At 59.5% G+C, this 26,813-nt stretch carries 25 protein-coding genes and 1 pseudogene; 12 read left to right on the top strand and 14 right to left on the bottom strand.

Annotation, left to right across the window (positions count from 1 at the left end):
• The first annotated feature begins 8 nt into the window (after window positions 1–8).
• Complete coding sequence (locus ABIA48_RS02705; RefSeq protein WP_277537087.1) at window positions 9–362, top strand: DUF1428 domain-containing protein; 354 nt, start codon at window positions 9–11, stop codon at window positions 360–362.
• 14 nt (window positions 363–376) lie between these two features.
• Here the strand turns inward: ABIA48_RS02705 and ABIA48_RS02700 are convergent, their stop codons facing one another.
• Window positions 377–571 (bottom strand): hypothetical protein, encoded by a 195-nt coding sequence (locus ABIA48_RS02700; protein WP_046042414.1) that lies wholly within the window; start codon window positions 569–571, stop codon window positions 377–379.
• 122 nt (window positions 572–693) lie between these two features.
• On the opposite strand from ABIA48_RS02700, the gene thpR reads away from it, so the two are divergent.
• Window positions 694–1,236 carry an RNA 2',3'-cyclic phosphodiesterase gene (gene thpR / locus ABIA48_RS02695; protein ID WP_429486944.1) on the top strand — a complete coding sequence of 181 codons (543 nt, stop codon included), beginning with the start codon at window positions 694–696 and terminating at the stop codon, window positions 1,234–1,236.
• 268 nt (window positions 1,237–1,504) lie between these two features.
• Here thpR and ABIA48_RS02690 read toward each other — a convergent pair whose 3' ends face one another.
• From ABIA48_RS02690 to ABIA48_RS02670, 5 genes are all read right to left on the bottom strand, one after another.
• A complete protein-coding gene (locus tag ABIA48_RS02690) occupies window positions 1,505–2,602 on the bottom strand; it encodes a polyamine ABC transporter substrate-binding protein (RefSeq protein ID WP_429486943.1) in 1,098 nt (365 codons plus the stop codon).
• Window positions 2,603–2,797: 195 nt separating this feature from the next.
• On the bottom strand, window positions 2,798–3,676 hold the full coding sequence (locus tag ABIA48_RS02685; RefSeq protein WP_429486942.1) for an ABC transporter permease subunit: 879 nt from the start codon (window positions 3,674–3,676) through the stop codon (window positions 2,798–2,800).
• Complete coding sequence (locus tag ABIA48_RS02680) at window positions 3,673–4,587, bottom strand: ABC transporter permease subunit (protein ID WP_007982156.1); 915 nt, start codon at window positions 4,585–4,587, stop codon at window positions 3,673–3,675. Before ABIA48_RS02680 ends, ABIA48_RS02685 begins: the two co-directional genes overlap by 4 nt.
• Window positions 4,584–5,726: a polyamine ABC transporter ATP-binding protein gene (gene potA, locus ABIA48_RS02675; protein WP_007982155.1), complete on the bottom strand. Its 1,143-nt coding sequence runs from the start codon at window positions 5,724–5,726 to the stop codon at window positions 4,584–4,586. Before potA ends, ABIA48_RS02680 begins: the two co-directional genes overlap by 4 nt.
• Window positions 5,727–6,099: 373 nt before the next feature.
• A complete protein-coding gene (locus ABIA48_RS02670; protein ID WP_429486941.1) occupies window positions 6,100–6,861 on the bottom strand; it encodes a gamma-glutamyl-gamma-aminobutyrate hydrolase family protein in 762 nt (253 codons plus the stop codon).
• A 283-nt stretch (window positions 6,862–7,144) separates the two neighbouring features.
• Between ABIA48_RS02670 and ABIA48_RS02665 the strand changes: the two genes are divergently transcribed.
• From ABIA48_RS02665 to ABIA48_RS02650, 4 genes are all read left to right on the top strand, one after another.
• Window positions 7,145–8,521 carry a glutamine synthetase family protein gene (locus ABIA48_RS02665; RefSeq protein ID WP_429486940.1) on the top strand — a complete coding sequence of 459 codons (1,377 nt, stop codon included), beginning with the start codon at window positions 7,145–7,147 and terminating at the stop codon, window positions 8,519–8,521.
• A 194-nt stretch (window positions 8,522–8,715) separates the two neighbouring features.
• Entirely contained in the window at window positions 8,716–10,206 is a 1,491-nt protein-coding gene (locus ABIA48_RS02660; protein ID WP_429486939.1) for an aldehyde dehydrogenase, read from the top strand.
• Window positions 10,207–10,259: 53 nt separating this feature from the next.
• Window positions 10,260–11,558, top strand: coding sequence for an NAD(P)/FAD-dependent oxidoreductase (locus tag ABIA48_RS02655; RefSeq protein ID WP_007982142.1), 1,299 nt, complete (start codon window positions 10,260–10,262; stop codon window positions 11,556–11,558).
• 334 nt (window positions 11,559–11,892) lie between these two features.
• Window positions 11,893–12,441, top strand: coding sequence for a cupin domain-containing protein (locus ABIA48_RS02650; RefSeq protein WP_007975263.1), 549 nt, complete (start codon window positions 11,893–11,895; stop codon window positions 12,439–12,441).
• 125 nt (window positions 12,442–12,566) lie between these two features.
• Here ABIA48_RS02650 and ABIA48_RS02645 read toward each other — a convergent pair whose 3' ends face one another.
• On the bottom strand, window positions 12,567–13,274 hold the full coding sequence (locus ABIA48_RS02645) for a CatB-related O-acetyltransferase (protein WP_429486938.1): 708 nt from the start codon (window positions 13,272–13,274) through the stop codon (window positions 12,567–12,569).
• Between the two features lie 209 nt (window positions 13,275–13,483).
• Window positions 13,484–13,744 carry a hypothetical protein gene (locus ABIA48_RS02640; protein ID WP_429486937.1) on the bottom strand — a complete coding sequence of 87 codons (261 nt, stop codon included), beginning with the start codon at window positions 13,742–13,744 and terminating at the stop codon, window positions 13,484–13,486.
• A gap of 219 nt (window positions 13,745–13,963) precedes the next feature.
• On the opposite strand from ABIA48_RS02640, the gene ABIA48_RS02635 reads away from it, so the two are divergent.
• The gene (locus tag ABIA48_RS02635) at window positions 13,964–14,767 is read left to right on the top strand and encodes a hypothetical protein (RefSeq protein ID WP_429486936.1); all 804 of its coding nucleotides are present in this window, start codon (window positions 13,964–13,966) and stop codon (window positions 14,765–14,767) included.
• A 33-nt stretch (window positions 14,768–14,800) separates the two neighbouring features.
• Here the strand turns inward: ABIA48_RS02635 and ABIA48_RS02630 are convergent, their stop codons facing one another.
• Both ABIA48_RS02630 and ABIA48_RS02625 read right to left on the bottom strand, forming a co-directional pair.
• Window positions 14,801–15,538 (bottom strand): hypothetical protein, encoded by a 738-nt coding sequence (locus tag ABIA48_RS02630; RefSeq protein WP_429486935.1) that lies wholly within the window; start codon window positions 15,536–15,538, stop codon window positions 14,801–14,803.
• A gap of 190 nt (window positions 15,539–15,728) precedes the next feature.
• Entirely contained in the window at window positions 15,729–15,965 is a 237-nt protein-coding gene (locus ABIA48_RS02625) for a hypothetical protein (protein ID WP_007982133.1), read from the bottom strand.
• Between the two features lie 310 nt (window positions 15,966–16,275).
• Between ABIA48_RS02625 and ABIA48_RS02620 the strand changes: the two genes are divergently transcribed.
• Window positions 16,276–16,722, top strand: coding sequence for an anti-virulence regulator CigR family protein (locus ABIA48_RS02620; RefSeq protein ID WP_429486934.1), 447 nt, complete (start codon window positions 16,276–16,278; stop codon window positions 16,720–16,722).
• A gap of 98 nt (window positions 16,723–16,820) precedes the next feature.
• Window positions 16,821–17,309 carry a hypothetical protein gene (locus ABIA48_RS02615; protein ID WP_429486933.1) on the top strand — a complete coding sequence of 163 codons (489 nt, stop codon included), beginning with the start codon at window positions 16,821–16,823 and terminating at the stop codon, window positions 17,307–17,309.
• Window positions 17,310–17,542: 233 nt separating this feature from the next.
• Here ABIA48_RS02615 and ABIA48_RS02610 read toward each other — a convergent pair.
• Together ABIA48_RS02610 and ABIA48_RS02605 are read right to left on the bottom strand one after the other, a co-directional pair.
• Window positions 17,543–17,976, bottom strand: a pseudogene (locus tag ABIA48_RS02610) (AraC family transcriptional regulator); the annotation flags it as partial.
• Window positions 17,977–18,265: 289 nt separating this feature from the next.
• Window positions 18,266–18,718, bottom strand: a complete 453-nt coding sequence (locus ABIA48_RS02605) for a hypothetical protein (RefSeq protein ID WP_429486932.1) — start codon at window positions 18,716–18,718, stop codon at window positions 18,266–18,268.
• Between the two features lie 321 nt (window positions 18,719–19,039).
• Between ABIA48_RS02605 and ABIA48_RS02600 the strand changes: the two genes are divergently transcribed.
• Together ABIA48_RS02600 and ppk2 are read left to right on the top strand one after the other, a co-directional pair.
• Window positions 19,040–20,761 carry a SulP family inorganic anion transporter gene (locus ABIA48_RS02600; RefSeq protein WP_429486931.1) on the top strand — a complete coding sequence of 574 codons (1,722 nt, stop codon included), beginning with the start codon at window positions 19,040–19,042 and terminating at the stop codon, window positions 20,759–20,761.
• A 58-nt stretch (window positions 20,762–20,819) separates the two neighbouring features.
• On the top strand, window positions 20,820–21,638 hold the full coding sequence (gene ppk2 / locus ABIA48_RS02595) for a polyphosphate kinase 2 (protein WP_310064509.1): 819 nt from the start codon (window positions 20,820–20,822) through the stop codon (window positions 21,636–21,638).
• Between the two features lie 49 nt (window positions 21,639–21,687).
• Here ppk2 and speF read toward each other — a convergent pair whose 3' ends face one another.
• Entirely contained in the window at window positions 21,688–23,871 is a 2,184-nt protein-coding gene (speF, locus tag ABIA48_RS02590; RefSeq protein ID WP_429486930.1) for an ornithine decarboxylase SpeF, read from the bottom strand.
• Window positions 23,872–24,331: 460 nt separating this feature from the next.
• Here speF and ABIA48_RS02585 point away from each other — a divergent pair, with 460 nt between their 5' ends.
• Complete coding sequence (locus ABIA48_RS02585) at window positions 24,332–25,114, top strand: DeoR/GlpR family DNA-binding transcription regulator (protein WP_429486929.1); 783 nt, start codon at window positions 24,332–24,334, stop codon at window positions 25,112–25,114.
• A 212-nt stretch (window positions 25,115–25,326) separates the two neighbouring features.
• Here ABIA48_RS02585 and ABIA48_RS02580 read toward each other — a convergent pair whose 3' ends face one another.
• A complete protein-coding gene (locus tag ABIA48_RS02580) occupies window positions 25,327–26,610 on the bottom strand; it encodes an NAD(P)/FAD-dependent oxidoreductase (protein WP_310064515.1) in 1,284 nt (427 codons plus the stop codon).
• Between the last annotated feature and the right edge of the window lie 203 nt (window positions 26,611–26,813).

The raw sequence follows: 26,813 nt of genomic DNA, 5'->3' as shown, positions 1-26,813 counted from the left end.
AAAAACGCATGTCTTACGTCGATGGATTCATCGCTGCCGTACCCACCGCCAACCGTGAGCAATACATCAGGCACGCCAAAGTCGCTGCCTTGGTCTTCAAGGAAAACGGTGCCTTGAGCGTGGTCGAATGCTGGGGCGAGGATGTCCCGGAAGGCAAGGTCACCTCGTTTCCAATGTCGGTGAAGCTCAAGGAGGGCGAAACCGTTGCCTTTGGCTGGATCGTCTGGCCGGACAAGGCCACCCGCAATGCCGGAATGGACAAGATGATGCAGGACCCGCGCATGAAGCCGGACGTCAATCCGATGCCCTTCGACGGCCAGCGCATGGTCTACGGCGGGTTCGAAATACTCCTCCAGGCCTGACGCCGGACGCGGGATCACTCCGGCGTCGGGGTGATCCTGCAACTCTTGCGCTGCCGGATCTCGTCGTCCGTCGGCCGCTCGCGGATGAACTCGAAGCGCGGCTCACCTTCGCTGTAATGCACCAGCCAGCCCCATTCCAGTTTGAGTTCATCCTGGCCGGGCTCGGGCGGGCTGGCCCACCATGGCTCTTTGCTGATGATCTGTCGCATGGCCCCCTCCGGTTTTTCGGGATGCTAAAACTATAACGTGCATGCCGGACAGTGCCAGAAATGCGCTGGCCGGCAAGCGGGTGTTGAGTACACTCAGGCAGTCTTCCCAAGAGGTGTGCGGCATGAATGACGAATCCCGCGAGCCGTTCAAGCGCCTGTTCTTTGCGCTGAACTGCGCTCCGGCCCAGCGCCGGGACATCGCCCAGTGGCGCAGTGCGCTGCAATTGCGCAACGGACGGCCGGTGCCGGCGGAAAACTTTCACCTGACGCTGAAGTTTTTAGGGGCGGTGGGTGTGGCGCAGATCGCCGACATCTGCACCGCTGCGGCATCCATTCGCAAACCCGGCGAGCGCTTGACGGTGGTGCTGGACCGGCTGGACGTGTGGCGCAGGGCAGGGGTGTTGGTGCTCGCGCCGGAGCAGGCGCCCCCGGTGTTGCTGCGATTGGTGTATGACCTGGAGCAGGCGATGTTGCCGTTTGGTCCGCAGGAAGCACCAAGGGAATACCGTCCGCACCTGACCCTGGCGCGGGATTTTCGGGCGCCGGTGCCGGAGTCCGCTACGCCGCCCGGGTTCTTCCTGCGGGCTGACCGGTTCACCCTGTTCGAATCCCACAAGGGACGCTATCGGGCGCTGGCTGAATGGCCTTTGATTGATCCCCAATAAAAAAGGCGCCCGAGGGCGCCAAACTTCACCTGAGCCGAGGGAGCCAGGTGAGGCCGTTCTACTGCAGGAGAGGCAGCGGTGGTAAGGCGCTGCATGAACGGAAAAAGGGACAGCTGAAATTTGTGTTGGATGTCAGGGCCTCATCGCGAGCAAGCTCGCTCCCACAAGGGGGGCGCGTCGTTCACACATCAGTGGTTCACCACGAACCACTGTGGGAGCGAGCTTGCTCGCGATGGCAATGTCAGGCTCAGCAGATTAATTGAGTGAACTACTGACCCAACTTCACCTTGGTCCAGCCACGGGTCATGATCCGCTGAACGGCAATCGGCTGGTCCGGTACGGCATACAACGTCGCCATCACCGCTTCCGACGGGTAGGAACCCGGATCGTTGCGGATCGCTTCATCGACCAATGGCGTGGCCGCCGCGTTGGCGTTGCTGTAGCCGATGTTGTTGGTGATGTCGGCAATCACGTCCGGACGCATCAGGAAGTTCATGAACAGGTAAGCGTTTTCGACGTTGGCGGCATCGCGCGGTATCGCGAGCATGTCGTAGAAACTGGCGGCGCCTTCTTTCGGAATGCTGTAGTCGATCCTCACCTTGTCCCCGGCTTCCTGGGCGCGGGCCTTGGCCTGCAGCACGTCGCCGGAGTAACCGACGGCCACGCAGATGTTGCCGTTGGCCAGGTCCGAGATGTATTTCGACGAATGGAAGTACGCCACGTTCGGGCGAATCTTCATGAACAGCGCCTCGGCTTCGGCGATGTGCTGTTTGTCCTGATCGTTCACCGGGTAGCCCAGGTAGTGCAGGGCGGTCGGCAGCATTTCTGTGGGCGAATCGAGGAAACTGATGCCGCAGGCTTTGAGCTTCTCGGCGTTTTCCAGTTTGAACAGCAGGTCCCAGGAGTTGGTCGGGGCGTTGGCGCCGAGCACTTCCTTGACCTTGGCCGGGTTGAAACCGATGCCGATCGAGCCCCACATGTACGGGATGGCGTGGGCGTTATCGGGATCGCTCGCGGAGGCGTTTTTCAGCAGCACCGGGTTGAGGTTTTTCCAGTTCGTCAGCTTTGATTTGTCCAGCGTCTGGTAGACACCGGCCTTGATCTGCTTGGCCAGGAAGCTGTTGGACGGCACGACGATGTCGTAGCCGGATTTACCCGCCAGCAGGCGCGCCTCGAGGGTTTCGTTGCTGTCGAACACATCGTAGGTCACTTGGATGCCGGTCTCGTCTTCGAACTTCTTGACGGTGTCCGGGCCAATGTAATCAGACCAGTTGTAGACGCGCAGAACCTTGTCATTGGCCTGGGCGCCAGTGGCGATCGCGCCCAATAAGGACAGTGTCAGCAGAGTTCTGCCAAACATTTTCATCGGTACAACTCCATTTCTTTTTTATTCAAAACACAAAATCTGTGGCGAGCGAGCTTTTGTGGCGAGGGGGCTTGCCCCCGTTCGGCTGCGCAGCAGTCGTAAAACCTGTGAAATCGGTATACCTGATACGCCTCGATCGCAGGTTTTTGGGCCGCTTCGCGACCCAACGGGGGCAAGCCCCCTCGCCACAAAGTATCAGGCAGTGGCTGCCGCACGTTGTGGTTGCTGCCAGGATTCGCTGGCGGTCTGGTCCATGGCTTCCTGGATCGCGCGTTTACGGGTGGCTTCGGCACGGCGGCTGAAGTACCAGACCATGAAGGTCACGATCGACACCGCGAGCAGGATCAGGCTGGCCACGGCGTTGATCTCGGGCTTCACGCCCAGACGTACCGCCGAGAACACTTCCATCGGCAGGGTCGTGGACCCCGGACCGGACACGAAGCTCGCCAGCACCAGGTCATCCAGCGACAGGGCGAACGACATCATGCCGCCGGCCGCCAGTGACGGCGCGATCATCGGAATGGTGATCAGGAAGAACACCTTCCACGGTTTCGCACCGAGGTCCATGGCTGCTTCTTCGATGGACAGGTCCAGCTCGCGCAAGCGTGCCGAAACCACCACCGCCACATAGGCCGCACAGAACGTGGTGTGGGCGATCCAGATGGTGACGATGCCGCGTTCCTGCGGCCAGCCGATCATCTGCGCCATGGCCACGAACAGCAGCAACAGCGACAGACCGGTGATCACCTCAGGCATCACCAGCGGCGCGGTGACCAGGCCACCGAACAGCGTGCGGCCCTTGAAGCGCGTGATGCGCGTCAGGACGAACGCCGCCAGTGTGCCCAGTGCCACCGCCGCCACCGCCGTGTAGCAGGCGATTTCCAGCGAACGCACCACCGAGCCCATCAGTTGGCTGTTGTCGAGCAGGCCGACGTACCACTTGATCGACCAGCCGCCCCACACCGTTACCAGTTTCGAGGCGTTGAACGAGTAGATCACCAGGATCAGCATCGGCAGGTAGATAAACGACAGGCCGAAAATCAGCATGAACTTTGAAAATCCGAAGCGTTTCATCCCCGTGCCTCCATCTCTTTGGCCTGGCTGCGGTTGAACAGCAGAATCGGCACAATCAGGATCAACAGCATCACCACCGCCAGAGCAGACGCCACAGGCCAGTCGCGGTTGTTGAAGAACTCTTGCCACAACACACGGCCGATCATCAGGGTTTCCGGGCCGCCCAGCAGTTCCGGAATCACGAACTCACCGACCACCGGAATGAACACCAGCATGCAGCCGGCGATGATGCCGTTCTTGGCCAAAGGCACGGTGATTTTCCAGAAGCTGTTGAAGGTGCTCGAACCCAGGTCCGACGCCGCTTCCAGCAGGCTCTGGTCATGCTTGACCAGATTGGCGTACAGCGGCAACACCATGAACGGCAGGTACGCATACACCACGCCGATATAAACAGCGGTGTTGGTGTTGAGGATCTCGATCGGTGCCGACGTCAGCCCGGTCCACATCAGGAACGCGTTGAGCAGACCGTTGTTGCTGAGGATGCCCATCCACGCGTAAACGCGGATCAGGATCGCGGTCCAGGTCGGCATCATGATCAGCAGCATCAGCACGTTCTGCGCTTCCTTGCTGGCCTTGGTAATGGCGTAGGCCATCGGAAAACCGATCACCAGGCACATCAGGGTGCTGAACAGCGCGACCTTCAACGAACCGAGATAGGCCGAGAGGTACAGCTCGTCCTGGCCCAGCAAGGTGTAGTTGCCGATGTTCAGCAACAGTTGGAATTTCTGCTCGGCGTAGGTGTAGATCTCCGAGTAAGGCGGAATGGCCAGGGCTGCTTCCGAGAAGCTGATCTTCATCACCAGGAAGAACGGCAACATGAAGAACAGGAACAGCCAGATGAAAGGAATCCCGATGACGAACTTGCGCCCGCTGGGGACCAGTCTCAGAAATTGCTGATTGAAGGTTTTCATGCGCGCAGCACCACGCCGCTGTCGTCTTCCCACCACACGTAGACCTGATCGTCCCAGGTCGGACGCGCACCACGGCGTTCGGCGTTGGCCATGAACGACTGGACGATCTTGCCGCCAGGCAGCTCGACGTAGAACACCGAGTGACCGCCGAGGTAGGCAATGTCATGCACCTTGCCGCTGGACCAGTTGTAGCGGTTGTCCGGCTTGACGGTGCTGACCAACAGTTTTTCCGGACGGATCGCGTAGGTGATCGACTTGTCCTGCACCGAGGTGCTGACGCCGTGACCGACGTAGATCTTCTGCTCCAGGTCCGGGCTGTGGATGATCGCGTGACCTTCCAGGTCTTCAACCACGGTGCCGTCGAAAGCGTTCACGTTGCCGATGAATTCGCAGACCATGCGGCTGACCGGTGCTTCATAGATGTCGACCGGGCTACCGATCTGGGCAATCCAGCCCAGGTGCATGATTGCAATGCGCTGGGCCATGGTCATGGCCTCTTCCTGGTCGTGGGTCACCATCACGCAGGTCACGCCAACGCGTTCGATGATTTCCACCAACTCAAGCTGCATTTGCGAGCGCAGCTTTTTATCCAGTGCGCCCATCGGTTCATCGAGCAGCAGCAGCTTCGGACGCTTGGCCAGGGAGCGGGCCAGGGCCACACGCTGGCGCTGGCCGCCAGACAATTGATGCGGCTTGCGCTTGGCGTATTGAGTCATGTGCACCAGGCGCAGCATTTCCTGCACGCGGGCCTCGATTTCGGCGGCTGGCAAACGGTCCTGCTTGAGGCCGAAGGCGATGTTCTGCGCCACGGTCATGTGCGGGAACAGCGCGTAAGACTGGAACATCATGTTGATCGGTCGTTCGTACGGCGGCATGTCGGTGATGTCGACACCGTCGAGCAGAATCCGGCCTTCGGTCGGGCGCTCGAAACCGGCGAGCATGCGCAGCAGGGTCGATTTGCCGGAGCCGGAACCACCGAGCAGGGCAAAGATTTCGCCCTGGTGGATTTCCAGGGACACATCGTCCACGGCTGTGGTTTCGTCGAATTTCTTGGTGACGCGATCGACTTTCACCAACACCTTTTTCGGTGCCTGGTGACCTTCAATAGCCTTCCTGTAAATGCTGGAGGCGTTTGCCATGTGAAACTCCCAACAGGTTTCAGTCGCCAGGCCAACACGGCCCGGCTTAATAGTGGATTGCAAACCCGGATCAGATGATTTCCGTCAGTTCAACGCAGGCCCCTGTGGGAGCGGGCTTGCTCGCGAAAGCGGTGTGTCAGGCGACATCTGTGTTGACTGTGTCGCCGCCTTCGCGAGCAAGCCCGCTCCCACAGGGGGACTGCATCTGGCTGACCGGCATTGCACTCTGGCTCGGGTTAATTCGGCGCCGCCGTCCTGGCTGCCTGGGTCGTACTTGTTGTTATCGCAGTTTGTTGTTTTCGCGAGCGGGGCACGCAAAAGCACCTGCCCGCTCGCGGTGGGCCGTTAATTGATCGAATCAGGTTTCAGGTCGTCAGCGCGAGTGACGCAGTGCCGCCCGTTGTCGGCAGGCTTCGCCGAACGCCTGGAAAATACTCAAATAGGGAGGGTTGTTCAGGACCTGCCATTCCGGGTGCCATTGCACGCCGAGGGCAAATGCCGGGCTGTGCTCGACGGAGATCGCCTCGATCAGGCCATCGGGCGCGACGGCTTCGGCGCGCAGGCCGGGTGCGAGGCGGTCGATGCCCTGGCTGTGAATCGAATTGACCTGGAACACCGCAGGCAGGTCCAGCGCTTCGAACACACCGCCAGGCTGCACGTTCACCGCATGGGCCGGCGCATATTGCACGGCCAGGTCCGGGTGGCTGGCTTCACGGTGATCAAGGAAGCCAGGCAGTTCATGGACTTTCTGATGCAGGCTGCCACCGAACGCCACGTTCATCTCCTGAAAACCGCGGCAGATGCCGAGCACCGGAACGCCAGCCGCGATGGCAGCACGGATCAGGGGAAGGGTGGTGCGATCCCGCTGGGGATCGTGTTCCGTGCCGGGAGCGCTGTCGGGGCCTTGATAGTGGAAGGGTTCCACGTTCGACGGCGAGCCGGTCAGCAACAGACCGTCGAGCTGCGGTAGCAGGTCATCGATTTCGGTCAGTTCAGCCAAAGAAGGAATAACGACAGGCAGCCCCAACGCCGCAACACTGACAGCACGCAAGTACTTGTCACCGCTGATGTGGTAGGGGTGCAGGCCAATCTGTTTGACGCACGCAGTAACGCCGATCAATGGCTTGAATGCCATTTTTATCACCTCGAAGTTTCACACTTGAACGAGCTTTTCCGGAGCTTAGCCTTGTTGATTTTAATTAACAACTCTCATGTAAAAAATTCTAAACGCCGCGCGTCCGATCTTCAGGGTTTACGCGTGTTTGAGGGCGTATCTGGCACTCTTGTCCTTCTGAGAGGCCCGAAAATAAACGTTGAAAGGCCAGGTGTTCGCTATTGACTTCACTTTGCCTTTCGGATTGACTGGGCTCGTGAAAGGGCGGTGAACATAATAATTAACAGTAAAAAATAGGTGCATCATGTCGGTCCCTCTGCGTGCCGTTCAACTCAACGAAGCAAACGCATTCCTTAAGAAACATCCTGAGGTTTTGTACGTCGACCTTCTGATTGCGGATATGAACGGTGTGGTGCGCGGCAAGCGCATCGAGCGCACCAGTCTTCATAAGGTTTACGAGAAAGGCATCAACCTGCCGGCGTCTCTGTTTGCTCTGGACATCAATGGCTCCACGGTGGAAAGCACCGGCCTGGGTCTGGACATCGGCGACTCCGACCGGATCTGCTACCCAATCCCGGGTACCCTGAGCATCGAACCCTGGCAGAAGCGCCCGACCGCGCAACTGCTGATGACCATGCACGAACTGGAAGGCGAGCCATTTTTCGCCGACCCGCGTGAAGTGCTGGCTAATGTTGTGCGCAAGTTCGACGACATGGGCCTGACTATCTGCGCCGCGTTCGAACTGGAGTTCTACCTGATCGACCAGGACAACGTGAACGGTCGTCCGCAATCGCCACGTTCGCCGGTATCCGGCAAGCGTCCGATGTCGACCCAGGTGTACCTGATCGACGACCTCGACGAATACGTCGACTGCCTGCAAGACATCCTCGAAGGCGCGAAGGAGCAGGGCATCCCGGCTGACGCCATCGTCAAGGAAAGTGCCCCGGCACAATTCGAAGTCAACCTGCATCACGTGGCTGACCCGATCAAGGCCTGCGACTACGCCGTTCTGCTCAAGCGTCTGGTGAAGAACATCGCCTACGACCACGAGATGGACACCACCTTCATGGCCAAGCCGTATCCGGGCCAGGCGGGCAACGGTCTGCACGTGCACATTTCGATTCTCGACAAGGAAGGCAACAACATCTTTGCCAGCGAGGATCCCGAGCAGAACGCCGCGCTGCGACACGCGATCGGCGGTGTGCTCGAGACCCTGCCGGCGCAGATGGCGTTCCTCTGCCCGAACGTCAACTCGTACCGTCGTTTCGGTGCACAGTTCTATGTGCCGAACTCGCCGAGCTGGGGCATCGACAACCGCACCGTGGCGGTACGTGTTCCGACCGGTTCGCCAGACGCCGTGCGCATCGAACACCGCGTGGCTGGCGCCGATGCCAACCCGTACCTGTTGATGGCGTCGGTACTGGCCGGTATTCACCACGGTCTGACCAACCAGATCGAGCCGGGCGCCCCGGTGGAAGGCAACAGCTACGAGCAGAACGAGCAAAGCCTGCCGAACAACCTGCGCGATGCACTGCGCGAGCTGGACGACAGCGAAGTCATGGCCAAATACATCGACCCGATGTACATCGACGTGTTCGTGGCGTGCAAGGAAAGCGAGCTGGCCGAGTTCGAGAACTCCATCTCCGACCTTGAGTACAACTGGTACTTGCACACCGTTTGATGGCCAGAGCGGTGTGCGCACTCCTTGAGTACACCGCCAATTAAATGTGGGAGCGGGCTTGCTCGCGAAAGCGGTGGATCAGTCAACACTGATGTCGCCTGATACTCCGCCTTCGCGAGCAAGCCCGCTCCCACATGGGATTGCATTTCAATTCAGTCCGACGACTACTCATTCCCCTGCGTCGAGTCACAACCATGACAATTTCTCGCAGCGACTGGGAGCAACGCTTCCAGTCCCTAACAATCGAAGGTCGCGCATTCATTGACGGCCAATACTGCGCGGCCGCCAGTGGCGCGACGTTCGAATGCTTAAGCCCCGTGGATGGTCGTTTCCTGGCGAACGTCGCCAGCACCGACGAAGCTGACGCCAACGAAGCGGTCGCCGTCGCACGTCGCACGTTCGAATCCGGCGTCTGGGCCAACCTGGCCCCGGCTGAGCGCAAGCGCGTCCTGATCCGTTTCGCCGACCTGATCCTGGCGAACCAGGAAGAGCTGGCCCTGCTCGAAACCCTCGACATGGGCAAACCGATCAGCGACTCCATGAGCATCGACATTCCGGCGACCGCCAATGCGATCCGCTGGACCGCCGAAGCCATCGACAAGATCTACGACGAAGTCGCCGCCACGCCCCACGATCAACTGGGCCTGGTGACCCGCGAAGCGGCCGGCGTGGTCGCGGCCATCGTGCCGTGGAACTTCCCACTGATCATGGCCAGCTGGAAATTCGCCCCGGCCCTGGCAATGGGCAACTCGTTCATCCTCAAGCCTTCGGAAAAGTCGCCGCTGACCGCGATCCGCATCGCGCAGCTGGCACTGGACGCCGGCATCCCGAAAGGCGTGTTCAACGTCCTGCCGGGCTACGGTCACACCGTCGGCAAGGCGCTGGCGCTGCACATGGACGTCGACGTGCTGGCCTTCACCGGCTCCACGGTGATTGCCAAGCAGCTGATGATCTACGCCGGGCAAAGCAACATGAAACGCGTTTGGGCCGAAGCGGGGGGCAAGAGCCCGAACGTGGTGTTCGCCGACGCGCCGGATTTGCGTGCGGCAGCGCAGGCAGCGGCCAGTGGCATCGCCTTCAACCAGGGCGAAGTCTGCACCGCCGGCTCGCGTCTGCTGGTGGAGCGTTCGATCCGCGAGCAGTTCATTCCATTGTTGGTGGAAGCCCTGCAAGCCTGGAAGCCGGGCCACGCGCTCGACCCTGCGACGACGGTCGGCGCGGTTGTCGACCAGCGTCAACTGGACAACGTGTTGCGCTACATCGGCATCGGTAAGGAGCAGGGCGCCGAACTGATCGCGGGCGGTACTCGCACCCTCGAAGACACCGGTGGCCTGTACGTGGAACCGGCGATTTTCGACGGCGTGACCAATGCCATGACCATCGCCCGGGAAGAAATCTTCGGCCCGGTGCTGTCGGTCATCACCTTCGACACCTTCGATGAAGCTCTGGCGATTGCCAACGACAGCATCTTCGGCCTGGCCGCAGGCGTGTGGACCAGCAACCTGAGCAAGGCCCACACCTTCGCCCGTGGTTTGCGTGCCGGCAGCGTCTGGGTCAACCAGTACGACGGTGGCGACATGACCGCGCCGTTCGGCGGGTTCAAGCAGTCGGGTAACGGTCGGGACAAATCGCTGCACGCGTTCGACAAGTACACCGAACTCAAAGCGACCTGGATCAAGCTCTAACACCTTTTAAACGGCGGTCGCCGGCACGTTGCCGGTGGCCATCGGAGAAACCTATGAAACAAAGCTCTGTGAAACAAACGCATGTAAACAGCTACTACGCCGCCACCCGCAACTTCACCGGCGATTTCCCGGTGCTGGAAGGGGCGGTGGACTGCGACGTCTGCGTGATCGGCGCCGGCTACACCGGCCTGTCCTCGGCCCTGTTCCTCGCCGAAGCGGGCTACAGCGTGACCGTACTCGAAGCGGCCAAAGTCGGCTTCGGTGCCAGCGGTCGCAACGGCGGCCAACTGGTCAACTCCTACAGCCGCGATGTCGATGTCATCGAAGAGCGCTATGGCGACAAGACCGCCGAAGTCCTCGGCAGCATGATTTTCGAAGGCGCCGACATCATCCGTCAGCGCATACAGCACTACGACATCCAGTGCGATTACCGTCCCGGCGGCATCTTCGCGGCGATGAACAAGAAGCAACTCAAAGGCCTGGCCGAGCAGAAGAAGAGCTGGGAGCGCTACGGCAACAAGAACCTGACACTGCTCGGCGAAGCTGACATCAAGCGTGAGGTGGGCTCCGACGCCTACGTTGGTGGCCTGCTGGACATGCAGGGCGGCCACATTCACCCGCTGAACCTGGCACTCGGTGAGGCTTCGGCGATCATCGGCCTGGGCGGCAAGATCTACGAGCAATCGGCGGCAGTGGAAATCAGCTACGGCGAGCCAATCACCGTGCGCACTGCAAAAGGCGTGGTGAAGGCCAAGTACCTGCTGATCGCCGGCAACGCCTACCTGCCGCAGGGCCTGGACAACCGCGTGACCAGCAAGAGCATGCCGTGCGGTTCGCAGATCGTCGTCACCGAACCGTTGTCGGAAAAACAGGCCCGCAGCCTGATCAAGAACAACTACTGCGTCGAAGACTGCAACTACCTGCTCGACTACTACCGCCTGACCGCCGACAACCGCCTGCTGTACGGTGGTGGCGTGGTCTACGGCGCGCGCGAGCCGGACGACATCGAACAACTGATCCGCCCGAAAATCCTCAAGACCTTCCCGCAACTCAAGGACGTGAAGATTGACTACCGCTGGACCGGCAACTTCCTGTTGACCATGTCGCGCATGCCGCAATTCGGCCGTATCGAGAAAAACGCCTACTACATGCAGGGCTACAGCGGACACGGCGTCACCTGCTCGCACCTGGCCGGCAAACTGATCTCGGAAATGATCCGCGGCGACGCCGAGCGTTTCGACGCATTTGCCTCCTTGCCGCACATGCCAATGATCGGCGGGCGCACCTTCTCGGCACCGCTGACCGCCCTGGGCGCCGTGTACTACTCGCTGCGCGACCGTTTCGGCATCTAAGCTTTACCTCGCCGGCGGCATCTCCAAAAGGGTGCCGCCGGTTTTTTATCTGAAACACCGCTGTCCCCTGTGGGAGCGGGCTTGCTCGCGAAGAGGCCATATCAGCCAAAATAGATGTCGCCTGACACACCGCTTTCGCGAGCAAGCCCGCTCCCACAGGTTGTGCGACTTCATGGCAAACGGCTATTTTTTCTGCCGTTTATCGAACCTGCTGAGCATTACCAACAAACGTGATTTAATAGCCGCCTTTCACGTTTCCGGGACCGGAAAACGGCGTGATCCGCGCCTGCTCTCCACCCCCATTACCCTTAAGTAGTACGCACATAAGGCTGTCATGGACACGGGCTCACGACTCAAATTAGTACGCGAAAGCTACAAACTGTCCCAGCGCGAGCTGGCCCGGCGTAGCGGCGTCACCAATGCCACCATCTCCCTGATCGAACAGAATCGAGTCAGTCCTTCCGTCAGTTCGCTGAAGAAGCTGCTGGAGGGCATCCCCATGTCCCTGGCCGACTTCTTCACCTTCGATCAGCCACCCCGCGAACACCAATACGTCTTCCGCGCCAACGAACAGCCCGACCTCGGCCGCCATGGCTTGCGCCTGCTGCTGATCGGTGCGTCCGTGCCAAGCCGGCAGATGCGCCTGCTGCGCGAACAATACGCGCCGGGTGCCAGTTCCGGAGAAGAGCCGATCGTGCATTCCGAAGGCGAGGAGTGCGGGTTGGTGACCCGTGGCACGGTTGAATTGACCGTGGATGGGCAAGTGAGTGTGCTGAATGCCGGGGATGGCTATTACTTCCCGACGACCTTGCCGCACCGGTTTCGCAATATCGGGGCGGATGAAGCGGAAATTATCAGCGCGAACACGCCGGCGAACTTCTGATAACCGCTTTGCGGGCAGGGTTCATCAGGAAGCAGCCGTTCAAACCCGCATCTGATGCGGGTTTTTTTATTCGAATCTGGTTACAGCCAGGCATCTTGAAGTGCAGCGTTGGTCATTCCCGCTGCTCAAGACGAAACACTGCACCCTTTGCGGGTTATCTCGATCTGTTGGTAGTCGGCGCGCGTTTGTTTCTGCAGGGTGGCCAACAAAGACAAAGTGGCTTGCGGATCATTGAGCGGTAATGTCTTGAGTACCTCGATATCAACCTCCCACCACTTGCTGTTGATCAGCGCCTCAATCAACTCGGGTGTGTGCCGATACTTGACGACTTTTGCCGGGGTGCCGGCAACAATGGCGTACGGTGGCACGTCATGGGCAACCAGGGCGCGGGTGGCGATGACAGCGCCGGTGCCTATGCTCACACCTTCCAGGATCATCGCGCTATGGCCGATCCAGACGTCATGCCCAATCGTGATATCCGCAACCTCCGGGTCGTAAACCAGCGCAGTGTCGGTATATTGAAAGGGATGTGAACTGAGCCAGTCCAACGGATGCGAGCTCTTTTGTTGACCGATAAAGCAGCTGCTGCCAATGGAGCAAAACCTGCCAATGGAGGAGACCGCCGATAGGACGCAGTCACTGCGGATATAAGTATGCGCACCGATTTCCAGCTTTTTTGACTCTATGACCACATGCCCAAGCGTCACGCCTTCTTCAATGGTCAGTGTCGATCTTTTGTGCAGTGACAATACACCGCCCGCCACTTTGCATTTGTGTTTGCGAATCCATCTTTTCCAGTAACTATTTCGCAAATAACTGATTATTTTCTTCATGAAAAGCGTCTTGGATATCCGTTATAGGGCATGGCCTGGCCCCATGGGCCAACGGCCGAGTCTAAATGAATCGGCCGGTGAGATGAATTTTTTAGACGTTTTTCAAAAACCGCTTTTGTGCATCTCAGTCTGCTGATGGCTGCTGTAGCCAACTGAACGGTGGCCATTGAAAACCCGCAGAAATGCAGGTTTTTTGCGCTTGAAAAATGTCACTGCTTCTTCGGCACCTCAATCCCCCGTTGCTCAATCAGCCCAAACACATCCTGCAGCAGAATTCGCGAAATGTTGGTGACGGTGTTGATGTCGTTTTCGGCGTAGTCGGGGAGGCTGGTGCAGGCCATGAGGTTGAGGTATTGCAGGACGGCGTTGAGGCGTTCGGCGGCTCTGCCGCCGTAAAACCGGGCACTGCGGTGTGTCTTAGGAAACGGGGTGCAAAGGACTAGGGCCGCTTCGCAACCTAGCGGGAGCAAGCTCCCTCGCCACAAAGGGACAATTCCTACAAATTTTCCAGACGTCAAGATTGAACGTTCGTCGGATGGCGGGTTGCTACCATCGCAATTGCCTGCCGATATCAACACGGCTGCTACGCTTGGTCGTTGCAGTGCCCGAGCTCCATTCCTGCTCACGCTGCAAAGGTAATCACGGAGTGCGACATCCATTCCTGTCGGCAACCTGCACGGAGGCAGGCGATGGTGATCAACAGCATGGCCGATTCGACTGCGGCGGGGGTTCCCGTGCCGCTCGATCGGGAAGAAATCGAGCGGGTGCTGGCGCTGTTGCTGGCCAGCCCGTTGTTTGCCAAATCCAGGCGCATGGGCAGTCTGTTGCGCTTTCTGGTCGAGCACGACCTTCAGGCTTGTAATACGCCGCTGACCGAACACGCCATCGGCATCGCGGTGTTTCGTCGTGACCCGACAGTGTATTGCACGGGCGACGATCCTGTGGTGCGAGTGCAGGTGGGGCGCTTGCGGCGCAAGCTCGCAGCGCATTACGCCGGCAACGGCCAGCAGGACCCGGTGCGCTTGAGCATTCCACCCGGGTGTTATCGCGTGACCTATCAGCGGCTGCGGCCCAAGGGCGTTGGCACTCGCCATCCCGTGGTCCAGATCCAGCCGTTTACCTGCCTCACCCGCGATGGCGATGACTTTACCCGGGGCTTGTGCGAGGAGTTGAGCTGCCGACTGTTCGATTCGTTCGAGCAGGCGCAGACCGGGACCAATCATGTATTGATGCGGGTGGCACGCAACAGCGAGCCGGTACCGGACTTCAAGCGTGGCGGGCGTTACAGCTACTGCCTGGAGGGCAGCGTGCGGGTCGAGCCTTCGCGGGTGCGAGCGTCATTGCGCCTGGTGGATGTGGCGCAGGGGCGGATTCGCTGGTCGGCGCAGTTCGATCGTGATCGACCCTATGGCATCGCCACCCAGGAGGACCTCGCGCAGTCGATCTGTCGCTCGCTGACGGGTTACTTCTCCACGGCGGGCAAAGAGGAGTGAAAGGGCAACCGCAAGGTTGCCCAGGCATGACGGTTACACGGTTTTCCACTGACCGCCTTCGTAAAGGCGACCTGCGGTGTTATCGAACGTCAGGTCGATTTCGATCGCCTTGGAGCGTGAGGTACTGAACATGGTGCTGGTCTGTACGTTCTGTTCGAACCACACGAGGATGGTTTCCACCGGCGTCAGCACGGTATTGCCGGTGACGACCTGGTTTACGGCCACGTAGATTGGCGTACTGACCTGATTGCCATCAATGCCGGTGGACAACTGGTTGACCCCCGGGTGGATCGGCGCGTAGTTGTTCACGAAGGTGAAGGAAACATCAGGACCTCCCGTGATCGCCGAGCTCAGCAGGCCGTTTTTATCGAGTGTCGAGGTTTGCCCCAAGCCAATGTTGACGATGTTGGTCGAGACTTTGACTTGTACGTTTTCCTTGAACACGTTGGAGGCGAACAGCTGATATTGCGGGGTCCAGCTGAATTCGTTGTTGCTCAAATACGCATCGTAGGACTGCCAGACTACGTTGTAGTCTTCGGTGCCCACTTTCTTGGCAAAGCACAGCTTGTAGCCGGAATTTTTCAGCGTGGACAGGTCGCTGGGGGCGATTTCGATGGTGACGACTTTTTGTACGGCCGCCAGGGTGGACCTCAACACCTTGTTGTAGTCCGCTGTCTTCAGTTGCGTTGCACCCATGATCGACTTGACGGCTTCTTGCACATCATTGTGAAGCTGCAGGCTCTTTTGGCTGACAGCGATTGATTTGCTCATGGTTTCCCTCTTCCTTGGTGGTGTGTTGGGCAAACAAAGGGCTGCTGGCGCCTGGCGCTGCAGTCCATTGACGGCTTCACTCTAGGGGCGAGGGGCAGGGCGGCTAAGTGTCTTGGTGTTACAAGCGGGTATCGGGGGTGTATCAGGGGTTGAGTCAGCGGGGCAGCCGATCGGCCGCCCCGCCTTGACCTCAGGCGGCCTTGGCATCGGCCCAGACGAAGTTCCAGCTGGTGCGTTTGCCCTTGGCGATCTCGATCAGCTTGTTCTCGTACACCGTGTGATTGACCACACCGGTGTAGGTCAGGGTGCGGGCGGCATTGGTCCCGGTGACCTCACCCGGCTTGCCGCCCGACTCGACCATGGCTTTTTTCATGTCGGCTTCCGACGGGGCGCTGCTCTGGTTTTTTTCAACTTTGACGAAACTCATGATTCACCTCTTCCGTGATGGGGGGATCGGTGTCGGCGCGGGCCGACAAGTCGACGACCCTGTTCCACACCGACGGCCATACTCTATTGGCCAGTTCGGCGGCGCAGAAGTGACAACTGCGGCGCTGAGGTAACAACCGGGAAACAGCACCACGCATTTAAGTATCTGCGACGTATCAAACGTGGATTAACATTGAAGAAGGTTGCGGCGTCACTTCTCGATAAACCCGCGAATCGCCGCAATGGTCTGCGTTGGCGCGTCAATAGCGTCTAAATTTCAGAGAACCTCCCCCACCACGAAGGAACGACTCATGTACAAGCCTCGATCATTGATTGCAGCAATCACCTGTTTGACCCTGATCAGCGGCTCGGTGACGGCGCTGGCTGACCCAGGTAACGGCCAGGGCAACGGGAAGGCCAACCATGGCAACCAGGGTAGTCATGGCAACAAAAACAAGAATTCCGGCGGCGGGGACTGGAGCAATGGCCCGAGCATCAACCGGGGTAGCGTGCTCGAGATCATTGGCGTGAATACGGGCTACTGGACCCCCGGGCCTGCTTTACCACCAGGTATTCAAAAGAACCTTGCCCGAGGCAAGCCGCTTCCACCCGGCATCGCCAAAAAACTCGATGGCCGACTGGTCGGCAGGCTGCCCCATTATGATGGCTACGAATGGCAGCAAGTCGGCACGGATTTGATCCTGGTTGCGCTGGCCACCGGGCTCGTTTATGAAATTCTTGACGGTGCTTTTGATTAACGTGTGGATGGCAGCCTTGCCGTCTGTCGTCGAGCGTGAACTGTCCGGGGGATATCGCGTCATACGTCACGCGATATCAACCACCTATGGAAGCAATCATGCTTTTTAAAAACAAGAGTCTCGTTGCTGTAATGTCATGCGCCATGATGCTTGCAGCCGCCCCGTTACTCCCTGATGGCCTGTCGATCATGGGTTCCGCATACGCGAAGGACGGTGGCGGTGGCGGTGGCGGAAACGGCGGCGGTGGAAACGGTGGCGGCAATGGCGGTGGAAACGGCGCAGGCCACGGCGGCGGTATGGGTGGCGGACACGCCGGTACAGGCCACTCCGGCAGTAACGGCCGCGGCAACGGGCTGGACAGCGACCATGCCGGCAAATCCGTGCGCGACCATGGCATCAGCGGGAACCATTTCGGTAGTGAGCGCAATGATGATAACGGTCATGGCACCACGACCTCAGGCATTGCCCATTCCAAGGATACTCGTGGCATCTCCAAGGCCAGGGCTATTTCGGCCTCGACGCCAGGTGATCACAACACCAAGGGCTTGAGTAAAGCCGGACTGTCGACCTCGAAAAAAACGCATTGAGTTCGCGGTTGTAGACATCAGTTTCAGAAAAGCCAAAAACCCGCTGAAAGGCGGGTTTTTTGCAACTGGAATGTACACGGGATTGGTGTTCGACAGCGGTCAATGGTGGGAGCGGGCTTGCTCGCGAAGACGGACTCACAGCCGACGACGAGGGTGGCTGACCCTCAGCTTTCGCGAGCAAGCCCGCTCCCACAGATCCTTAATTGGCCGTGTTCGCAGGCCCTTTTTCACGTCTGAAGGGCTTCGGTGAAGTTGTGCGGCCAGGCTTCCAGTACCGCATCGACCAGCATTTCGCGCAGCCGCGAAGGCATCAGCGAACCGGTGTTGATCAGCAGGTCGAACTCGCTGCCCGTGGCCAGTTCAATCAACGCCCGGATGTCCTGCAAGGCCGATGCATTCAGATCCACCACCGGCTCGAAATGCACCTTCCGCAAGATAGGTTTGCCCGGCAGCATTGACAGACGCTCGGTGATCAGCTGACGGCTGATCGATATTCCGTGCTGTGCGTGGTTATCGACAAAGCGCGCCGAACGGACCTCAGCCTTGTCGATCGCCAGGCCGATCTGCGCGAAACCGACCGACTCGGTGACGTGGTTGAAGGCGGAGAGTCGGAATAGAGGTTGCCGAACAGGTTTGAGAACAACGCGCCAAAGTCGTCGCAGCTCATGTCGTTGGACCTGATGATGATTTTTTTGCGCGTCGTGCTTGAGTACACCTGAAGTGTCACCTTGAGCGGATGGGCAAAGCCCTGGTACAGGGAACGGGCGATCGGAGATCGAGCGGGTGCGGTTCGCAAAAGCGTCAGGACGTTATCAGTGAGTAATGACAGGTTTGTGACCGGGGCTTTTGCCAGTGCCGTCGCTGGACCCATTTGTACTCACCCGACGCCACCGCTCGTACGAACAACCGGTGGCACGAGCGGTACCGGAGCGTGGGCTGACCTGGAATGGCCGTGGCTATTTCACCGGCTCTCCTGGCTTGATATCCCCGCAAAAAATATCGACGTTGCCATCGGTCGAAGCTGTTCGCACGACCACCGAATATTCGCCGGCAAGCAGAGTTTGCAGCGGGACAGGTGCGGTTCTGGAAAACGTCCAGCCGCGTATGGGTTGGCGTTCGGTGTTGACGGTGTCGTTCATCGCGTAGGCAACTGCCCCGGGTTGCTGGCAACTGCCTTTATAGATGAAGGAGTAAAGACGCAAGGGCAGGATAACCCCGGTTGGAACACCGCTGACGAAGAAACTGAGCCCGGTTTTCTGGTCATAGCCTGTCAACGTGACGGTGCCGATCTGACCGGCGTTTTGCCGGGTGGCGACCAACGTTACGTTCACGCCGTGGTTCGATGAAGTGGCGCAGCCGAAAAGGCTTGCCGTCACGATGAGTGCTGCCACTGAGATTTTGAGATTCATTGCCAAACTCCTGAGTTGAAGAACTGCAATGGGGGAGTTAGCGGGTATAGCGCATTTATCGCCTTCGTGACGTCGTCCATATAAGGCTTTCTATTTTTGAGCGGTGATGGTGGGGCGTCTGTCTCTTTCGCCAGCCATTTGGCGGCGTAGCTGTGTAAACCGGCTACATTTGTAACTGGTCGCGGCGGCGTGGATTGCCTGCGGGCACACGTGCTTCGATGCCGATGAAGGTTGGCTATGGTTACGCATGCAGTTAAAGGATTGTGCGGTCAGTTGAGCCCACTCATCATCCGCATGGACGATTGGCGACTGGAGTGACTGATGAATCAACAAGGCAGCCATCCGCAAGAGCGGATTCCAGGTACTCCGCAGCGGGGTAACGTGCGCAGCCTGTTGATCCCGCAATGGCTCGGCAGTTACCGGCCAGACTGGTTGCGAGGCGATGTGGTCGCCGGGCTGACGGCAGCGGCCGTGGTCATTCCCAAGGCGCTGGCGTACGCCACCATTGCCGGCTTGCCGGTGCAGGTCGGGCTGTACACGGTGCTGGTGCCGATGGTGATTTACGCCGTGCTCGGCACCTCGCGCCCGCTCAGTGTCAGCACCACGACCACCCTGGCCATTCTCGCCGGCTCCGCGTTGGGCCAGATCAGCCCCGATGGCGATGCGGCGACTTTACTGGCGGGTTCCGCCACGCTGGCCCTGATGGTGGGTGCGATCCTGATCGTCGCGGGTTTGCTGCGCCTGGGCTTCGTCGCCAACTTTATTTCCGAGCCGGTGCTGGTGGGTTTCAAGGCCGGCATCGGCGTGGTCATCGTGCTCGACCAGTTACCCAAGCTGTTGGGCACTCACATTGACAAAGGCGGCTTCCTGCACAATCTGCTGGCCACCTTTCAGAGCATCGGTCACGCCTCGCTACCGACCGTGGCGGTCGGCGTGTTCATGGTCTTGCTACTGGTCGGCATGAAGCGATTTACACCGCGACTGCCCGCACCGTTGATTGCAGTGGCGCTTGGCATCATCGGCATGAGCCTGTTTGGCCTGGAACGCTTTGGTGTGTCCGCCGTCGGCGTGGTGCCGGTCGGATTGCCCGCACTAACCTTGCCGCTATGGTCGCTGGCCGAAACCCTGTGGCCTTCGGCGATGGGCATCGCGCTGATGAGTTTCACCGAAACCATCGCGGCGGGGCGCGCTTTCGCCCGCAGTGACGAGCCTGTACCACAGCCGAATCGGGAGCTGCTGGCCACAGGCGTTGCCAACATCGGCGGGGCGTTTCTCGGGGCCATGGTCGCGGGTGGCGGGACCACCCAAACGGCGGTGAACCGCCTGGCCGGCGCTCGTTCGCAACTGGCCGCACTAGTCACCGCCGCATTGGCATTGGGCACTTGCCTGCTGTTGGCACCGCTCATTGGCCTGATGCCCAACGCCACGCTCGCTGCCGTGGTGATTGTGTATTCGGTGGGCCTGATCGAACCGGCGGAATTTCGCGAGATCCTGTCGGTTCGTCGCACTGAATTTGCCTGGGCCGTGGTGGCCATGATCGGCGTGATGCTGTTGGGCACGCTGCAGGGGATCGTCGTGGCGATCGTGGTTTCGTTGCTGGCGCTGGCCTATCAAGTCTCGGACCCACCGGTGCACATCCTCGGGCGCAAGCCTGGCACCAATGTGTACCGGCCGCAGTCCGCCGAACACGTCGACGACGAACAATTTGACGGGCTGTTGTTGCTTCGGCCTGAAGGCCGGATTTTTTTCGCCAACGCCCAGCGCATCGGCATGAAGATGCACCCCCTGATCGAGCACGCAAGGCCCGCCGTGGTGATTCTGGACCTGCGCAGCGTGTTCGACCTGGAGTACACCGCCCTGAAAATGCTCACGGGGGCGGAACAGCGGCTGCGGGAAAAAGGCATTTCGCTGTGGCTGGTAGGCATGAGCCCGGGCGTATGGGACATGGTCATCAAGGCCCCATTGGGCCATACGTTGGGCGAGGCGCGGATGTTCTTGAACCTGGAACTGGCGGTGGAACATTACCAGCAAAGTCGACGCTGAATAAACGCGGCCGGGAGCACTCCGGACGCTGTGTGACGCATTGAAGGAGGTAACGGGCATGGCAAAGAAGAAGGTTGCGACGAAAAGCAAACCGGTTGAAAGCGGCAAGCTCAAGAACAAGGTTTATCTCGAGGAGCTGGCGCGGCTGCATGTCGAGATGGTCAAGCTGCAGGAGTGGGTGCAGCACTCGGGCGCCAAGGTCTGCATCGTCTTTGAGGGCCGTGATGGCGCCGGCAAGGGCGGGACCATCAAGGCACTGACCGAACGGGTCAGTCCGCGGGTGTTCCGGGTGATAGCGTTGCCGGCGCCGACCGAGCGGGAAAAAAGCCAGATGTATGTGCAACGTTATCTGCCGCACATGCCGGCGGCCGGTGAAGTGGTGATCTTCGATCGCAGCTGGTACAACCGCGCCGGTGTCGAGCGGGTCATGGGGTTTTGCAGCGACGAGCAGGTGCGCGCGTTTCTCGCCGTGGTGCCGCGAGTCGAGCATGCACTGGTCGAATCGGGAATCATCCTGATCAAGTACTGGCTTGAAGTGAGCCCGGAGGAACAGACCCGACGCCTCAAGGCGCGTATCACCGACGGGCGCAAGATCTGGAAGCTGTCGCCCATGGACCTCAAGTCCTATAACCGCTGGTACGACTACTCCCGGGCCCGGGACGATATGTTCGAGGCCACCGACACCGAATTCGCCCCTTGGCGGGTCGCCAACTCGAATGACAAGCGCCGGGCACGTCTGAACATCATCAGCGATGTGCTGAACAGCATTCCTTACGAGGATGTACCGCGGGCAAAAGTTAAACTGCCCAAGCGCCAAAGTCCCGGTAACTATCGGGATCCGAACTATCCGTTCAAGTTCATTCCGGAAAAATTCTGATCGAGGCTTTGGGCAGGAGCCAGCCCGGGCCGGCTCCTGCTGCATGTCATCAGGCCTTGATCACGTACCCATACGCCCGGGTGCGACCGCCTTCGTGCTTCAGGTACACGCCCTGCAGTTCCGGTGTGAAGCCGGGCAAACGGTTGATGCCTTCTTCCAGCGCCAGGAAGTACTTCAACACCGCGCCACCCCAGATTTCACCCGGTACTACGCACAACACACCCGGCGGATAGGGCAACGCGCCTTCGGCCGCAATGCGACCATCGGCGTCGGCCAGCGCCACCAGTTCGACGTTGCCACGGATGTATTCGATTTGCGCCTGTTGCGGGTTCATGGCCTTTTTCGGGAAGTGTTCCTTGCGGAACATGTCCTTCTGCAATTGCTGCACGTTGTGGTGACGGTAAAGGTCGTGCATTTCCTGGCAGAGCTGGCGAATGGTGTAGTTGCGGTAGCGCTCCTGATGTTGCGCGTAGATGGCCGGCAGCACCCGGCTCATGGGGGCGTCATCGCTGATGAAGCGTTCGAAACGGGCGATTTGCGCGGCCAGGTGGGTCATCTTCGCCCAGTCTTCGGCCGGGGTGAGCAGGAACAGGATGGAGTTCAGGTCACACTTTTCCGGAACAATGCCGTTCTCGCGCAGAAAATTGGCCAGGATGCCGGCATGAATGCCGAAATCGGTGTAGCTGCCATCGACCGGATCGATGCCCGGCGTGGTGAACAGCAACTTGCACGGGTCGATGAAGTACTGCTTCTCGGCGTAGCCGGCAAAGGCGTGCCAGCGATCCTTCGGATGGAACTCGAAGAAGCGGATGTCATTGGCAATTTCTTCTGTTGGATAGTCTTCCCACGCGCGCCCTTCAATGGTGTATGGCACGAATGGGCGGATCATGGTGCAGGCTTCGAGAATCAACTTGCGCGCTTCAATCCCGAACTTCACGCAGTCTTCCCACAGACGCAGGCCGCTGCGGCCTGAGTGGATGCGCGCATTCACATCCAGCGAGGCGAACAGCGGGTAGAACGGGCTGGTGGAGGCCTGGGCCATGAACGCGTTGTTGAGCCGATGATGGTTGCAATAGCGGGCCTGGCCTTTGATGTGCCGGTCTTTCTTGTGCACTTGGGAGGCCTGGGAAAAACCGGCCTGCTGTTTATGTACTGATTGGGTGACGAAGATCCCGGGGTCGTTCTCGTCCAGGTCCAGTAACATGGGCGAGCAGTCCTTCATCATCGGGATGAACTGTTCGTAACCGACCCACGCCGAATCGAACAGGATGTAGTCACACAGCTTGCCGATGCGCTCGACCACTTGCCGGGCGTTGTAGATGGTGCCGTCATAGGTACCCAGTTGAATGATCGCCAGGCGAAAGGGGCGTGGCAGCTGGGCCTTGTCCGGGGCGACTTCGGCAATCAGTTCGCGCAGGTAGTCTTCTTCGAAACAGTGGGCGTCGATGCCGCCGATGAAACCATAGGGATTGCGCGCGGTTTCCAGATAGACCGGCGTGGCCCCGGCCTGCAGGAGTGCGCCCTGGTGGTTGGACTTGTGATTGTTGCGGTCGAACAGCACCAGGTCGCCCGGGGTTAACAGGGCGTTGGTCACCACCTTGTTCGACGCCGAGGTGCCGTTGAGCACGAAGTAGGTTTTGTCGGCGTTGAACACTTGCGCCGCGTGTTTTTGCGCCAGCAGTGCCGGGCCTTCGTGGATCAGCAGGTCACCGAGTTTGACGTCGGCGTTGCACATGTCGGCGCGAAACAGCGTCTCGCCGAAGAAATCGAAAAACTGCCGGCCGGCCGGGTGCTTGCGAAAGAACTGGCCGCCCTGGTGGCCCGGGCAGGCGAAGGTCGCGTTGGCTGACTCGGTGTAGTGTTTGAGCGCATCGAAGAACGGCGGCAACAGGCTTTCTTCATAGGCTTTGGCGGCTGTTTCCAGCTGGTTGCCATGGTATTCGACGTTGCTGGGCGACAGGTCGAAGATGCCGTTCACTTGCAGCAGCACGTCGTTCAGGTGTTTGTAGACTTCTCGGGGGCGGGTGCTGGTGCCGGGGGAGGGCACCAGGAAAATCGGAATATCAAAACCGGTGCGCTGAATGGCGTCGAGGGCTCCGGCCAACACATCATTGACCGACACCACGGCCACGGCGACGTCGGTAAAGTCGGTTTGGCTGAGTGGAACCACCTCACGGGCGTTCAGAAAACATTCGGATGTGCCATCACTGGCGGCGATTTTCAGAGCTTTCATCGGTGGTGTCTCCTGGCGGGCACTCAATTGCCCACGGCTTTTTAGAGATCAACTTCCGAAGGAGCCTTCCAGTTCTCCTGATCGGAAATCGTGTCACCACTGTTTATAGAGCATATTCCTGATCTGTCAGGCCTTTTGCTGCGACCTTGCACATCTTGTCACCAGGTGCCTGACGACCCATGGATCAAGCGTGAACCAGTGCGATCGTAAACGAGACCACGATCATGCACGCAAAAGCAAAATTGATATTCATGAGGGTTTCCATCCAAAACATGATTGACGGCGCCATCTTGAACAGGTCACAGGAAAATAAAAAATTCGGCGTAATGATTTGAAAGATCGAAAAAAATGATACTTGGGGGCGTTTGCCCGGCCGCCCGTTTGTGTTTGCCCCGTGCTTTGGCTAACCTCGCACAAACACGCAGCTTTTCGCACAAGACACGCACAAACGAGCAAAAACATGCACGACATCCATTCTGCTGCCGAACTTCCGTCTGTCCGCCGGCAAAAAATATTGTTGATCCTCGAACGCGACGGCAAGGTCATGGCCTCGGAGTTGAGCCAGCATTTCGCGGTGTCCGAAGACACCATCCGTCGCGACCTGGCGGAACTGGCCAGTGCCGGCTTGGTGCAGCGAGTTCACGGCGGGGCATTGCCGCGGCCCAAAGACACGGGCAAGGACTATTTCACCCGGATCAGCGAAACCGACGAGGTGAAAACCCACCTGGCGCAACTGGCGGCGCGACGGGTGCAGGACGGTCAGATCGTGGTGTTCGATTCCGGTACCACCACCTTGCAGATCGCTCGTTCGCTGCCGGCGGACATCGCCATTACCGCGGTCACCGCGTCGCCGATGACCGCCATCACCCTGTCTGAGTACAAAGGCATCAAGGTGATTCTCGCCGGCGGTCAGCTCAACCCGGCAACAATGTCGGCCAGTGGCCACGAAACCCTGCGGCTGCTGGCGGGCATCAAGGCTGATCTGCTGTTTACCGGGGTGTGCGCGATTCACCCGCAGGTGGGACTCAGCTCACTGCATTTTGATGAAGTGCCGGTGAAACAGGCGATGCTCGACTGCGCCTCCCTCGTGATTGCCGTCACCACGGCGGACAAACTGGGCGCAGTGGAACCCTTTGTCGTCGCGCCTTGCAACCGTGTGCACACGCTGATCACCGAGCAGCATGTAGCGTCAGGCAATGTCGAGGACTACCGGTCGTTGGGGATCGAAGTGGTGCAGGCCTGAGTGGGTCTTTGTGGGAGCGGGCTTGCTCGCGAAAGCGTACTTTCAGCCGACATCACCGCTGAATGACGCACCGCTTTCGCGAGCAAGCCCGCTCCCACAAGGGGTGTGTGCCGGTCTTGATTTTTGTGGTCGACATCAATCCCTGTGGGAGCGGGCTTGCCCGCGAAGAGGCCAGCACAAACAACATCAATGCCGGATGTGCAGCCAATGGCTCAGCGCAGGCGCTCAAGCATCTGGTAATACCACATGCCGGCAGCGAGCATCGGGTTGCCGAGCAGGTCGCCCATCGGCACACGGATGTGCTGGCAGGCGGCGAAGGTGTCGAACTGCTCCAACTGCCCTGTGATCGCCCGGCCCATGATTTCGCCCATGATGTGAGTGGTGGCGATGCCGTGGCCGGAGTAGCCCTGGCAATACCAGACGTTGTCCGACAGCTTGCCCAGTTGCGGGATGCGGTTGATCACGATACCCATCGCGCAGCTCCACTGGTAATCGATGGCCACGCCTTTGAGTGCCGGGAAAGTCTGCTCGATGCAGGGGCGCAGTTCGGCGGCGATGTCACGCGAATCCTTGCCGCTGTAGTTGGCGCCGCCACCGAACAACAGGCGACCGTCAGCGGTGAGGCGGTAGTAGTCGAGCACGAAGCGGCAGTCGTAGACCGCCAGGTCTTCGGGGTTGATCTGTTTGGCCAGGTCGCCCAGCGGCGCGGTGGTGACGATGCCGCCCATGGCCGGGAAAATCTTGCCCTTGAGTTTGCCCGGTTCCAGCTTGTGGTAGACGTCGCCGGCCAGCAGCACCTGATTGGCGTCGATGTGCCCGTAGGCGGTGCGTACTCCAGGCGTGTCTCCATGGATGATCTCCAGCACTTCGCTGTTTTCGAAGATCAACGCACCCAGGCTTTCGGCGGCGCGAGCCTCACCGATGCACAGGTTGAGCGGGTGCAGGTGCATGTTGCGGGTGTTCTTGATCGCGCCGTGGTAGAGGTCGCTTTGCAGCAGGTCGCGTACCTGGCTGCGGTCGAGCAGGCTGACCTCGTCACCCATGCCACGGCGTACTGCCTCGTCGTAATCCTTGCGCAAGCCGTCCATGTGCGCGGGTTTGTAGGCGGCGTGCAGGTGACCGTGCTTGAGGTCGCAGGCGATGCCGTACTTTTCCACGCGCTGCCGGATGATCTGGTGCCCGCGCCAGCGCAGGTTCCAGATGAAGTCGTCGACCTCGTCGCCAAGGGTGCGGCGCATCTGTTTGCGCATGGCTTCATCGCCCGACAGGCTGCCGGTGACCTGGCCGCCGTTGCGTCCAGTGGCGCCCCAGCCGATCTTGTGGCTTTCGACGATGGCGACCTTCAGGCCTTTTTCCGCCAGCTCGACGGCTGTGGCAACGCCGGTGAAGCCGCCGCCGATGATCACCACGTCAACCTTGTGCCGGCCTTGCAGCGTCGGGTAATCGGTGTCCTGGTTGAGGGTAGCGGTGTAGTAGGAATTGCAACGTTGAGTCATGTCAGTGTCCAGGCAAAATTGGGAGAATCCAATGCCGGTCAGGCGAGCGCAGTCATTGTGGGAGCGGGCTTGCTCGCGAAAGCGGAGTGTCAGTCACCACAAATGCTGAATATGCGGGCCTCTTCGCGAGCAAGCCCGCTCCCACAGGTTCTGTGTATGGCTGAGCGTGTAAGGAAGGGGCTCGCCAATCAGGCGAGCAGGGC

The organism is Pseudomonas sp. S30_BP2TU TE3576, from assembly GCF_050436025.1.
Taxonomy (GTDB): domain Bacteria; phylum Pseudomonadota; class Gammaproteobacteria; order Pseudomonadales; family Pseudomonadaceae; genus Aquipseudomonas.
This window is presented reverse-complemented; position numbering and strand designations above follow the sequence as displayed.